This window comes from Escherichia sp. WS1368, assembly GCF_046487485.1.
Classification (GTDB): Bacteria; Pseudomonadota; Gammaproteobacteria; order Enterobacterales; family Enterobacteriaceae; genus Escherichia; species Escherichia coli.
The window spans coordinates 1,054,725-1,067,429 of sequence record NZ_JBJQJI010000001.1 but is presented as its reverse complement, the minus strand read 5'-3'; the positions used below and the strand labels follow the sequence as shown (position 1 = coordinate 1,067,429).

Below are 12,705 nucleotides of genomic sequence, written 5' to 3'. Positions count from 1 at the left end.
ACGGATGCCCGTTCGCATCCGTCAGTATTGCAGGACGGATTATTCCGCGTCCGGCTCTTCAGACTTGTATTTAGCGGCAGTTTCTTTGATCAGCTGCTGCAGTTCGCCACGCTGATACATTTCGATCACGATATCACAACCGCCGACCAGCTCGCCGTCAACCCACAGTTGCGGGAAAGTCGGCCAGTTAGCATATTTCGGCAGTTCCGCACGAATGTCCGGATTCTGCAGGATATCAACATAGGCAAAACGTTCGCCACATGCGGCAAGCGCCTGGACTGCCTGGGCAGAGAAACCGCAGCTCGGCAGTTTCGGTGAACCTTTCATGTACAGCAGGATCGGGTTTTCAGCAATCTGGCGTTGGATTTTTTCGATAGTGGTGCTCATTGTCTTGCTTCCTCAAACTTCTTTACGGCAGTAATCTGACATTGTAGCGGGTCAGTGCGGCATCGGAAAATAACATTTTCATCACGCTTTTGCTATTTTATCCCTTTGCTCTATTTGTTGCATTTCAAATATTCGTTTCTTCCCTGACGCAAGGCAAACTGGCGTATTTATGACCATTTTTAGCTTTCACTGCTGCATTTTTTTGCGCTCGCCGACGAAACGTATTTTTTAACAATAAAAGCTATTAACTTTCTCTTCTTCTATGCATTAGAATCATCAAGTTTTGTAAATCAGACGCAGGCATGATAGACCTGCCTTAACAGAGGGACGCTCAGTGGCGCGGATAAACCGTATTTCGATCACGCTCTGTGCTTTACTTTTTACCACCCTGCCTTTAACGCCTATGGCCCATGCTTCAAAGCAAGCCAGGGAGAGTTCTGCTACTACTCATATCACCAAAAAAGCAGATAAAAAGAAAAGCACGGCAACCACCAAAAAGACCCAGAAAGCCAGCCAGAAAACAGCGAAAAAAGCCGCCAGTAAAAGTACGATCAAAAGCAAAACCGCTTCTTCCGTTAAAAAATCTTCCATTACCGCTTCTAAAAACGCCAAAACTCGCAGCAAACACGCCGTCAATAAAACGGCCTCAGCCAGCTTTACCGAAAAGTGTACCAAACGTAAGGGCTATAAATCGCATTGTGTGAAAGTCAAAAATGCCGCGTCAGGAACTCTTGCCGACGCGCACAAAGCGAAGGTGCAAAAAGCCACGAAAGTGGCAATGAATAAACTGATGCAGCAAATTGGTAAGCCATATCGTTGGGGTGGCAGCTCACCGCGTACCGGTTTTGATTGCAGCGGCCTGGTTTATTACGCTTATAAAGATTTGGTGAAAATTCGTATTCCGCGTACGGCGAATGAAATGTATCACCTGCGTGATGCAGCACCTATCGAACGTAGTGAGCTGAAAAACGGCGACCTGGTCTTTTTCCGTACTCAGGGACGCGGTACAGCCGATCATGTCGGCGTGTATGTCGGCAACGGCAAATTTATTCAGTCACCGCGTACGGGTCAGGAAATTCAAATCACTTCTCTCAGTGAAGACTACTGGCAGCGCCACTATGTTGGCGCTCGCCGGGTAATGACCCCAAAAACACTTCGCTAAAACTTTACCCTGTTGTTACGGCAACAGGGTAAGTTCATCTTTTGTCTCACCTTTTAATTTGCTACCCTATCCATACGCACAATAAGGCTATTGTACGTATGCAAATTAATAATAAAGGAGAGTAGCAATGTCATTCGAATTACCTGCACTACCATATGCTAAAGATGCTCTGGCACCGCACATTTCTGCGGAAACCATCGAGTATCACTACGGCAAGCATCATCAGACTTATGTCACTAACCTGAACAACCTGATTAAAGGTACCGCGTTTGAAGGTAAATCACTGGAAGAGATTATTCGCAGCTCTGAAGGTGGCGTATTCAACAACGCAGCTCAGGTCTGGAACCATACTTTCTACTGGAACTGCCTGGCACCGAACGCGGGTGGCGAACCGACTGGAAAAGTCGCTGAAGCTATCGCCGCATCTTTTGGCAGCTTTGCCGATTTCAAAGCACAGTTTACTGATGCAGCAATCAAAAACTTTGGTTCTGGCTGGACCTGGCTGGTGAAAAACAGCGATGGCAAACTGGCTATCGTTTCAACCTCTAACGCGGGTACTCCGCTGACCACCGATGCAACTCCGCTGCTGACCGTTGATGTCTGGGAACACGCTTATTACATCGACTATCGCAATGCACGTCCTGGCTATCTGGAGCACTTCTGGGCGCTGGTGAACTGGGAATTCGTAGCAAAAAATCTCGCTGCATAATAACTGATGGCAAATGCAACATTGCCTGGTGCGCTTCGCTTACCATGCCAACTCGGATGAAGCGTTAACACCGCATCCGGCAAGATAAATCGCACGTTGCCAGTAACTGTAACGCAGAAGGTTATCCTTCTGCGTTTTTGTTTAATTAGCTGTTGGCAACGCAAACTGCCTCAGGTTGTTTTCTGGCTGACATAAACACCAGCAATAATGCCAGTCCCGCGACAATCGCCCCCATCACCGGCACAAAGCTGTATCCCAGCCCAGCGGAAATTACCGCACCACCAGCAGCTGCTCCCAGCGCGTTTCCAAGATTAAAGGCACCAATATTGACTGATGAAGACAGACCTGGCGCTTCACTGGCGACACGCATCACGCGCATCTGTAACGGCGGTACGACCGCAAAGGTTGCAGCTCCCCACACCACCATGCTAATAGCTGCGCCGAACTCATTGCGGGCCAGGAACGGGATTGCCAGCATAATCACCATCAGCAGCAACAAAAAGCCTTTCAACGTGCCGTTAACTGAACGATCTGCCAGTTTGCCGCCGAGATAGTTACCGATAGAGAATCCGACACCAATCAGCACCAGCATTGCCGTAACGAACACCGGTGTTGCGTGGGTAATACTTTGCAGTACCGGAGAGATATAGGTGTAGAGGGTAAACATTGCACCAGCTCCCAGTACCGTCGTCAGCAATGCAGACAACACCTGCGGACGCATTAATACCGCCAGCTCTTTTTTCACTTCAGGTCGCGCCCCTGCGCCACCTTTAGGTAATGAGAAGAACAGACTTACCATTGAAATCACTCCCAGCCCCGCCGTTGCCAGAAATGACATCCGCCAGCCGATGGTTTCACCCAACCAGGTCGCCGCCGGCACGCCACCGATATTTGCCAGGGTTAACCCCATAAACATAGTGGCAACTGCGCTGGCCTGTTTATGTTTTGGCACCACGCTTGCGGCCACAACTGAACCCAAACCAAAAAATGCTCCGTGATTCAGGCTGGTCAAAATGCGTGAAAGCATCAGAGTCATATAATCCGGCGCGATGGCGGAAAGTACATTGCCGAGCGTGAAAATCGCCATCAGGAAAATCAACGCACTGCGGCGGGCACGATGAGAAAGTAGAAGCGTCATCAGCGGCGCGCCAACCATTACGCCAACTGCATAGGCACTGATTAACATTCCGGCAGCGGGAATCGAGATATCCACACCGCGCGCAATGACGGGCAACAAGCCCATTGGCGAGAACTCCGTTGTCCCGATACCAAACGCGCCAATCGCCAGCGCCAGCAACGGATAGTTAATTTTCATGCCTTATCTCCACCTCTTCGCGTCATTACGCGATATTCATTAAAGTGGCGAAAGCATGACAGCAATCACAAAAAAATGAAAATAACAAAAAGAGAAAACACTTTTGCCATTTTGCTAACAAACAGGAAGGAGATGCGAGGGAGAACGCGCTCCCTCGAGAGGAAATCAGTGCAGCGCGGCAGTCAAACCCACGGCCACGATCAAACCGAGGACGATAATCGTTGTTACCAGTGAAAATTTAAGGTCGGTGCTCATCAAGTTTTCTCCTTTTTTATTACCACACAAAAAGTGATATTACGCATTTTTACACACTGTGATGAAAAAATCTCCCGTCATTTATAATGATAAGTGTTTTTACCACTTCCCCTTTTCGTCAAGATCGGCCAAAATTCCACGCTTACACTATTTGCGTACTGGCCATTGACCCCTTCCTGACGCTCCGTGTCGTTTTTCCGGCGTACCGCAACACTTTTGTTGTGCGTAAGGTGTGTAAAGGCAAACGTTTACCTTGCGATTTTGCAGGAGCTGAAGTTAGGGTCTGGAGTGAAATGGAATGGCAACAATAAAAGATGTAGCGAAACGAGCAAACGTTTCCACTACAACTGTGTCACACGTGATCAACAAAACACGTTTCGTCGCTGAAGAAACGCGCAACGCCGTGTGGGCAGCGATCAAAGAATTACACTACTCCCCTAGCGCGGTGGCGCGTAGTCTGAAGGTTAACCACACCAAGTCTATCGGTTTGCTGGCGACCAGCAGCGAAGCGGCCTATTTTGCCGAGATCATTGAAGCGGTTGAAAAAAATTGCTTCCAGAAAGGTTACACCCTGATTCTGGGCAATGCGTGGAACAATCTTGAGAAACAGCGGGCTTATCTGTCGATGATGGCGCAAAAACGCGTCGATGGTCTGCTGGTGATGTGTTCTGAGTACCCAGAGCCGTTGCTGGCGATGCTGGAAGAGTATCGCCATATCCCGATGGTGGTGATGGACTGGGGTGAAGCAAAAGCTGACTTCACCGATGCGGTCATTGATAACGCGTTCGAAGGCGGCTACATGGCCGGGCGTTATCTGATTGAACGCGGTCACCGCGAAATCGGCGTTATCCCTGGCCCACTGGAACGTAACACCGGCGCAGGCCGCCTTGCCGGTTTTATGAAGGCGATGGAAGAAGCGATGATCAAAGTGCCGGAAAGCTGGATTGTGCAGGGTGACTTTGAACCTGAATCCGGTTATCGCGCCATGCAGCAAATCCTGTCGCAGCCGCATCGCCCTACTGCCGTCTTCTGTGGTGGCGATATCATGGCAATGGGCGCACTTTGTGCTGCTGATGAAATGGGTCTGCGCGTCCCGCAGGATGTTTCGCTGATCGGGTATGATAACGTGCGCAACGCCCGCTATTTTACGCCGGCGCTGACCACGATCCATCAGCCAAAAGATTCGCTGGGCGAAACTGCGTTCAATATGCTGTTGGATCGTATCGTCAATAAACGCGAAGAACCGCAATCCATTGAAGTGCATCCGCGGTTGATTGAACGCCGCTCCGTGGCTGACGGCCCGTTCCGCGACTATCGTCGTTAATCACCCGTTGCGGGAGTCTCTTCCGGCTCCCGCAGCCACTCCTTATTCAGCGTCTCACTATCGCCGAGATACTCAAGCAACCAGGTTAACGCAGGCGACATATCATTTTGCTGCCATGTCAGACAACATGCCGAATCCGGGAAGGGGTTTTCCAGTTCTAGTGCCACCCACTTCCCCTCATTAAGCCACGGTTTGGCGAAATGTGTTGGCACCATCCCTATGCATAATCCTGCAGAGATACAGGTTGCCGATGATTCCCAGTCAGGCACGACAAGTCTTTTTTGGTTATCCAGCAACCAGGTAATACGTTTAGGTAGCGTTCGCGAGGTGTCTTCGCGCACCAACGACGGCCAGTTGCGCAACGTATCATCGCTGAACGGGCCATCCATCAACGCCAGCGGGTGGTGACTGGCAACAACGCAACTCCAGCTTAGCATCCCCATATCGCGGAAGGCATAACGACCGCCTACCGGAATCGCGCGTGTTGCGCCAATCGCCAGTTCCACGCGCCCGTCGGAAAGCGCATCCCAGACACCGTTGAACACTTCCTGAAAGACAAGGAGTTCGACATCATCAAAATGGCGATAAAAATCAACGATCATCTGCCGTGTACGTTCCGGCCTGACAATATTATCCACTGCGATAGCTAACTGACCGCGCCAGCCGTTCGCTATCTGCTGACATTGCTGCCGGGTGATCTGCATTTTTTTGACAACAGAGCGCCCTTCTTTGAGAAACCACGCCCCGGCAGCGGTCAGTTCCACATCACGGTGACGTCGTTCAAACAGCGGCACCGCCAGCCACTCTTCCAGCTGACGCACGGTATAGCTGACCGCAGAAGGAACGCGATGCAACTCCTGTGCCGCAGCGCTAAAACTACCATTACGCGCTACCGCATCAACAACTTCGAGTGAATATTCTGACCACATAGTCTGCCTGCAAAATTTTTGAAACCAGTCATCAAATATTACCGTTTCACAACACTAATTTCACTCCCTACACTTTGCGGCGGTGTTTAATTGAGAGATTTAGAGAATATACATGCAACCTGGGAAAAGATTTTTAGTCTGGCTGGCGGGTTTGAGCGTACTCGGTTTTCTGGCAACCGATATGTATCTGCCTGCTTTCGCCGCCATACAGGCCGACCTGCAAACGCCTGCGTCTGCTGTCAGTGCCAGCCTTAGTCTGTTCCTTGCCGGTTTTGCCGCAGCCCAGCTTCTGTGGGGGCCGCTCTCCGACCGTTATGGTCGTAAACCGGTATTATTAATCGGCCTGACAATTTTTGCGTTAGGTAGTCTGGGGATGCTGTGGGTAGAAAACGCCGCTACGCTGCTGGTATTGCGTTTTGTACAGGCTGTGGGTGTCTGCGCCGCGGCGGTTATCTGGCAAGCGTTAGTGACGGATTATTATCCTTCACAGAAAGTTAACCGTATTTTTGCGACCATCATGCCGCTGGTGGGTCTATCTCCGGCACTGGCTCCTCTGTTAGGAAGCTGGCTGCTGGTCCATTTTTCCTGGCAGGCGATTTTCGCCACCCTGTTTGCCATTACCGTGGTGCTGATTCTGCCTATTTTCTGGCTCAAACCCACGACGAAGGCCCGTAACAATAGTCAGGATGGTCTGACCTTTACCGACCTGCTACGTTCTAAAACCTATCGCGGCAACGTGCTGATATATGCGGCCTGTTCAGCCAGTTTTTTTGCATGGCTGACCGGCTCACCGTTCATCCTTAGTGAAATGGGCTACAGCCCGGCAGTTATTGGTTTAAGTTATGTCCCGCAAACTATCGCGTTTCTGATTGGTGGTTATGGCTGTCGCGCCGCACTGCAGAAATGGCAAGGCAAGCAGTTATTACCGTGGTTGCTGGTACTGTTTGCTGTCAGCGTCATTGCGACCTGGGCTGCGGGCTTCATTAGCCATGTGTCGCTAGTCGAAATCCTGATCCCATTCTGTGTGATGGCGATTGCCAATGGCGCGATCTACCCGATTGTTGTCGCCCAGGCGCTGCGTCCCTTCCCACATGCAACTGGTCGCGCCGCAGCGTTGCAAAACACTCTACAACTGGGTCTGTGCTTCCTCGCAAGTCTGGTAGTTTCCTGGCTTATCAGTATCAGCACGCCATTGCTCACCACCACCAGCGTGATGTTATCAACAGTAGTGCTGGTTGCTCTGGGTTACATGATGCAACGTTGTGAAGAAGTTGACTGCCAGAATCATGGCAATGCCGAAGTCGCTCATAGCGAATCACACTGATCTATATCGATATACTTATACTTAGGCTGCTAACAAAATTTTGTTGTATGATTGAAATTAGCGGCCTATACTAATTTCGAGTTGTTAAAGCTACGATAAATATTATGTTTTTACGGGGACAGGATCGTTCCCGACTCGCTATGGATGGTCATTTCGGCAAGGGTTCCTCCTTTCCCTCTGTTCTACGTCGGATTATAGACTCGCGGTTTTTTCTGCGAGATTTCTCACAAAGCCCAAAAAGCGTCTACGCTGTTTTAAGGTTCTGATCACCGACCAGTGATGGAGAAACTATGAGTTCATCGTGTATAGAAGAAGTCAGTGTACCGGATGACAACTGGTACCGTATCGCCAACGAATTACTTAGCCGTGCCGGTATAGCCATTAACGGTTCTGCCCCGGCGGATATTCGTGTGAAAAACCCCGATTTTTTTAAACGCGTTCTGCAGGAAGGCTCTTTGGGGTTAGGCGAAAGTTATATGGATGGCTGGTGGGAATGTGACCGACTGGATATGTTTTTTAGCAAAGTCTTACGCGCAGGTCTCGAGAACCAACTCCCCCATCATTTCAAAGACACGCTGCGTATTGCCGGCGCTCGTCTCTTCAATCTTCAGAGTAAAAAACGTGCCTGGATAGTCGGCAAAGAGCATTACGATTTGGGTAATGACTTGTTCAGCCGCATGCTTGATCCCTTCATGCAATATTCCTGCGCTTACTGGAAAGATGCCGATAATCTGGAATCTGCCCAGCAGGCGAAGCTCAAAATGATTTGTGAAAAATTGCAGTTAAAACCAGGGATGCGCGTACTGGATATTGGCTGCGGCTGGGGCGGACTGGCGCACTACATGGCATCTAATTATGACGTAAGCGTGGTTGGCGTCACCATTTCTGCCGAACAGCAAAAAATGGCTCAGGAACGCTGTGAAGGCCTGGATGTCACCATTTTGCTGCAAGATTATCGTGACCTGAACGACCAGTTTGATCGTATTGTTTCTGTGGGGATGTTCGAGCACGTCGGACCGAAAAATTACGATACCTATTTTGCGGTGGTGGATCGTAATTTGAAACCGGAAGGCATATTCCTGCTCCATACTATCGGTTCGAAAAAAACCGATCTGAATGTTGATCCCTGGATTAATAAATATATTTTTCCGAACGGTTGCCTGCCCTCTGTACGCCAGATTGCTCAGTCCAGCGAACCCCACTTTGTGATGGAAGACTGGCATAACTTCGGTGCTGATTACGATACTACGTTGATGGCGTGGTATGAACGATTCCTCGCCGCATGGCCAGAAATTGCGGATAACTACAGTGAACGCTTTAAACGGATGTTTACCTATTATCTGAATGCCTGTGCGGGTGCTTTCCGCGCCCGTGATATTCAGCTCTGGCAGGTGGTGTTCTCACGCGGTGTTGAAAACGGCCTTCGAGTGGCTCGCTAAAGGCTATTCTATCGCCCCCTCTCCGGGGGCGATTTCAGATCAGGCTTCTGTACCTGGTTGATTCATGGCATTTTCTCGTGCCGCCAGCACACGTTCTACGGTATCTACCACTGCCTGAGTTTGTGGATCAATTTCAATGTTGACGCGTGCGCCGAGTTTTTTCTTCCCAAGAGTCGTGCGTTCCAGGGTTTCCGGAATTAAATGGACGCAAAAACGCGTTGGCGTGACTTCGCCGACGGTCAGGCTAATACCGTCGATGCCAATAAATCCTTTGTACAGAATATATTTCATCAACTGACTATCCTGGACTTTAAACCAGATCTGGCGATTATTTTCCGAGGTTAATATTTTCGCCACTTCCGCGGTGGTCATAATATGACCTGACATTAAGTGTCCGCCAATTTCATCACTGAATTTCGCCGCACGCTCAACGTTTACCCAATCCCCCACTTTTAAATCGCCAAGATTGGTAATGCGTAACGTTTCTTTCATCAGGTCAAAACTGACATGGTTGCCGTTAATTTCCGTCACGGTCAGGCAGCAACCGTTATGCGCCACGGACGCACCGGTTTCCAGGCCGTCCAGCATGTGGTCGGGTAACTCCACCACATGTGTGCGAAAATTTGGTTTCTCGTCAATCGACACCAGTTTTGCGGTGCCCTGTACAATCCCCGTAAACATACTTACAACTCCTGAAATCAGTTAAGACATTCTGTTCAGCACAATAGCAGGTGGCAAACGCCCTTACCAGTGAAGGGGTAAGAATGGCTATTTTTTCACTGGAGAATTAATAAATCCTCGCTACAATAGACTGAATTTCCCCTGCTTCTTCTTTTTGCTGCCCATTCAGGCGGCTTTTTAGTCTCTCATATAACTACAAATAAAAGGTGTTCACGTGCAGAAGTATATCAGTGAAGCGCGTCTGTTATTAGCATTAGCAATCCCGGTGATTCTCGCGCAAATCGCCCAAACTGCGATGGGTTTTGTCGATACCGTGATGGCGGGCGGCTATAGTGCCACCGACATGGCGGCGGTCGCTATCGGTACTTCTATCTGGCTTCCGGCGATCCTCTTTGGTCACGGACTGCTGCTGGCATTAACGCCGGTTATCGCGCAATTAAATGGTTCCGGTCGACGTGAGCGCATTGCGCATCAGGTGCGACAAGGTTTCTGGCTGGCGGGTTTTGTTTCCGTTCTCATTATGCTGGTGCTGTGGAATGCAGGTTACATTATCCGCTCCATGGAAAACATCGATCCGGCTCTGGCGGACAAAGCCGTGGGTTATCTGCGTGCGTTGCTATGGGGCGCGCCGGGCTATCTTTTCTTCCAGGTTGCCCGTAACCAGTGTGAAGGTCTGGCAAAAACCAAGCCGGGTATGGTGATGGGCTTTATCGGCCTGCTGGTGAACATTCCGGTGAACTATATCTTTATTTACGGTCATTTCGGTATGCCTGAGCTCGGTGGCGTTGGTTGTGGCGTGGCTACTGCTGCGGTGTATTGGGTCATGTTCCTTGCCATGGTTTCTTACATTAAACGCGCCCGCTCGATGCGCGATATTCGTAACGAAAAAGGCACTGCGAAGCCCGATCCTGCGGTTATGAAACGACTGATTCAACTCGGTTTGCCAATTGCGCTGGCGCTGTTCTTTGAAGTAACGCTGTTTGCCGTCGTGGCTCTGTTAGTGTCTCCGCTCGGTATTGTTGATGTCGCAGGACACCAGATTGCCCTGAACTTTAGTTCACTGATGTTTGTGCTTCCAATGTCGCTGGCGGCAGCGGTAACTATCCGCGTAGGTTATCGTCTGGGTCAGGGCTCAACGCTGGATGCGCAAACCGCTGCGCGGACCGGGCTTATGGTGGGTGTCTGTATGGCAACCCTGACGGCCATTTTCACGGTTTCACTGCGGGAGCAAATCGCCCTGTTGTACAACGACAATCCCGAGGTTGTAACGCTGGCTGCGCATTTGATGTTGCTGGCGGCGGTATATCAGATTTCTGACTCTATCCAGGTGATTGGCAGTGGGATTTTGCGTGGTTATAAAGATACGCGTTCCATTTTCTATATCACCTTTACGGCTTACTGGGTGCTGGGCTTGCCAAGCGGCTATATTCTGGCACTGACCGATCTGGTCGTTGAACCTATGGGGCCAGCAGGCTTCTGGATAGGCTTTATTATTGGCCTGACGTCGGCAGCCATTATGATGATGCTGCGTATGCGGTTCCTGCAACGTCTGCCGTCAGCCATCATTCTGCAACGAGCAGCTCGCTAGTAAAGACAAGGCGCAACCTTCACGGGTTGCGCCTGTGTTTTTACGCAGGCTGGAGCGTTGCGCCAATCCCGTCTTCGTCTGGCTGTAGTTTCAGTGCGTTACACAGAGTTTGCCGACTGGCATCTGTTATCTCAACGTGTATATCACCAGTAACTTCCCCTTTCACATTGATGAAGTCAGGTGAAATTTCTTTCGCACTGGTTTGCAGGCAAATCGCTCCCTCTCCGCGCAGGCGTTTCACTTTCAGTTGCACATGCGTTGCCGCACCAGTGATTAGCCACAGTTTTCCGCCATTTAGATTGATGTTACCAACACTGAAAGTGACACTGTCACCTTTTACCGTACTGCCGTCGAAAATCAATACACCGCCCTGCTGTACAGTAATCGTTGATTGTTGCAGATCTGCGCCATAGCCAATAATCATTGAAGCGCCGTCCAGTAATGCAACATTACCGGTCAGTTCAACCGGTGCGCGATCTTCCTCTACGACAAAATTTTCGTCCGCGCTGGTGGGTGACAACAGGATGACTGTCCCACCTTGTATTACCGCATTTTCCAGCGTACCGGCATGCACTTCAGCCCGCCCCCCCACATTAACGGACAGGTTTTGCGTCTTACCGGAACTGTAGAGCTGAAGACCATCCGTACCCAGACGATAGATGCCTCCATTCTCAACAATAGTGTCAGAGTCTTCACCACCGAGATTATTCATGGTGCCACCAGCAAGCAACGTATCATTGGCTTTCCCCGCCAGCATAAAAACGCCGCCCTGATTAATCTCACAATTGCTGGCTTCCCCACCTGGATACACCAACAATTCACCACCTTCATCTACCACGACCGCTGAGGTTGTCCCATTGACCAACAGGCCACCCTCTTGATCGAGAATAATTTTTTCCGCGCGATGGCCTTCCAGTACACGCAGGTTACCGCCATTTTCCAGCAACAAACCGCAGGCATAACCTTTATCAACGCTGAATTCACCTTCGGGATGGCGGCCATTAACCGTAGCGAGCGTAGAGAGACTAATTGCGCCTCCCTCGGACTGAACAATATCTGTGGCAATGGCACCGTCGCTGACCGATAGCGTGCCATTGTTGCCGTACTGTGTGCATTTGGCGATCCCACCGGTTGCCACTTTCAACCAGCCAGCCCCCGTGACCACGGTATTTTCGGCTCTTCCGCCAGCTTCAACAATTAACTCACCTTCAGTAAGTTGCGTCACGCCAATGACCTCGCCGGTCTTAACAATTTGCACGTTCCCGTCGCTCATCAAGTTTTTCGCATCAGATCCCATGATTTATTCCTTTGCTGCATCTGTGTGCCTTTATTGCTACCTAAGTGTAAAGGCTACGGAGGATTTATCCACGACAGATTTTGAGATGGTGGCAAACAACTCTGTTTAAACTCTGATACACAGATTATTGGGTTGTGTCAGATGTAAATGCGATCCTGAATAAAAATCGCCCTTGCAAATCAACAAAATATAGCCAATTTGCTTAAAAGCTCTGCAAACGGTCGAAATAGCGCAGAAAATTACGTTTTGCCTCTTGCCACCTTCCCACTCTGCCGCTAATATTCGTCCCCGTTGT

12 protein-coding genes are annotated in these 12,705 nt (G+C 50.0%); 6 read left to right on the top strand and 6 right to left on the bottom strand.

Annotated elements, in window-relative coordinates; translation table 11 throughout:
• Positions 1 to 39: 39 nt before the first annotated feature.
• Complete coding sequence (gene grxD / locus ACJHYD_RS05220; RefSeq protein WP_000108172.1) at positions 40 to 387, bottom strand: monothiol glutaredoxin 4; 348 nt, start codon at positions 385 to 387, stop codon at positions 40 to 42.
• A gap of 334 nt (positions 388 to 721) precedes the next feature.
• Here grxD and mepH point away from each other — a divergent pair, with 334 nt between their 5' ends.
• Together mepH and sodB are read left to right on the top strand one after the other, a co-directional pair.
• Positions 722 to 1,549 carry a peptidoglycan DD-endopeptidase MepH gene (gene mepH / locus ACJHYD_RS05215; protein ID WP_000101181.1) on the top strand — a complete coding sequence of 276 codons (828 nt, stop codon included), beginning with the start codon at positions 722 to 724 and terminating at the stop codon, positions 1,547 to 1,549.
• Positions 1,550 to 1,676: 127 nt separating this feature from the next.
• A complete protein-coding gene (gene sodB / locus ACJHYD_RS05210) occupies positions 1,677 to 2,258 on the top strand; it encodes a superoxide dismutase [Fe] (RefSeq protein ID WP_000007283.1) in 582 nt (193 codons plus the stop codon).
• 145 nt (positions 2,259 to 2,403) lie between these two features.
• On the opposite strand, the gene ACJHYD_RS05205 is transcribed toward sodB, so the two are convergent.
• Both ACJHYD_RS05205 and cydH read right to left on the bottom strand, forming a co-directional pair.
• The gene (locus ACJHYD_RS05205; RefSeq protein WP_001551165.1) at positions 2,404 to 3,573 is read right to left on the bottom strand and encodes an MFS transporter; all 1,170 of its coding nucleotides are present in this window, start codon (positions 3,571 to 3,573) and stop codon (positions 2,404 to 2,406) included.
• Positions 3,574 to 3,738: 165 nt separating this feature from the next.
• Entirely contained in the window at positions 3,739 to 3,828 is a 90-nt protein-coding gene (gene cydH / locus ACJHYD_RS05200; protein WP_000102278.1) for a cytochrome bd-I accessory subunit CydH, read from the bottom strand.
• Between the two features lie 298 nt (positions 3,829 to 4,126).
• Here cydH and purR point away from each other — a divergent pair, with 298 nt between their 5' ends.
• Entirely contained in the window at positions 4,127 to 5,152 is a 1,026-nt protein-coding gene (gene purR / locus ACJHYD_RS05195; RefSeq protein WP_000190982.1) for an HTH-type transcriptional repressor PurR, read from the top strand.
• Here purR and punR read toward each other — a convergent pair.
• Entirely contained in the window at positions 5,149 to 6,081 is a 933-nt protein-coding gene (gene punR, locus ACJHYD_RS05190; RefSeq protein ID WP_000269493.1) for a DNA-binding transcriptional activator PunR, read from the bottom strand. The two genes, purR and punR, sit on opposite strands and share 4 nt — an antisense overlap.
• Positions 6,082 to 6,193: 112 nt before the next feature.
• On the opposite strand from punR, the gene punC reads away from it, so the two are divergent.
• Together punC and cfa are read left to right on the top strand one after the other, a co-directional pair.
• Entirely contained in the window at positions 6,194 to 7,405 is a 1,212-nt protein-coding gene (gene punC, locus ACJHYD_RS05185) for a purine nucleoside transporter PunC (protein WP_001182362.1), read from the top strand.
• Positions 7,406 to 7,695: 290 nt separating this feature from the next.
• On the top strand, positions 7,696 to 8,844 hold the full coding sequence (gene cfa / locus ACJHYD_RS05180; RefSeq protein WP_000098896.1) for a cyclopropane fatty acyl phospholipid synthase: 1,149 nt from the start codon (positions 7,696 to 7,698) through the stop codon (positions 8,842 to 8,844).
• Positions 8,845 to 8,883: 39 nt separating this feature from the next.
• Here cfa and ribE read toward each other — a convergent pair whose 3' ends face one another.
• Positions 8,884 to 9,525, bottom strand: a complete 642-nt coding sequence (gene ribE / locus ACJHYD_RS05175; protein ID WP_000493947.1) for a riboflavin synthase — start codon at positions 9,523 to 9,525, stop codon at positions 8,884 to 8,886.
• Positions 9,526 to 9,739: 214 nt separating this feature from the next.
• Between ribE and mdtK the strand changes: the two genes are divergently transcribed.
• Entirely contained in the window at positions 9,740 to 11,113 is a 1,374-nt protein-coding gene (gene mdtK, locus ACJHYD_RS05170; RefSeq protein ID WP_001174939.1) for a multidrug efflux MATE transporter MdtK, read from the top strand.
• A gap of 40 nt (positions 11,114 to 11,153) precedes the next feature.
• Here mdtK and ACJHYD_RS05165 read toward each other — a convergent pair whose 3' ends face one another.
• Positions 11,154 to 12,410 carry an AIDA repeat-containing protein gene (locus ACJHYD_RS05165; RefSeq protein WP_410228812.1) on the bottom strand — a complete coding sequence of 419 codons (1,257 nt, stop codon included), beginning with the start codon at positions 12,408 to 12,410 and terminating at the stop codon, positions 11,154 to 11,156.
• Between the last annotated feature and the right edge of the window lie 295 nt (positions 12,411 to 12,705).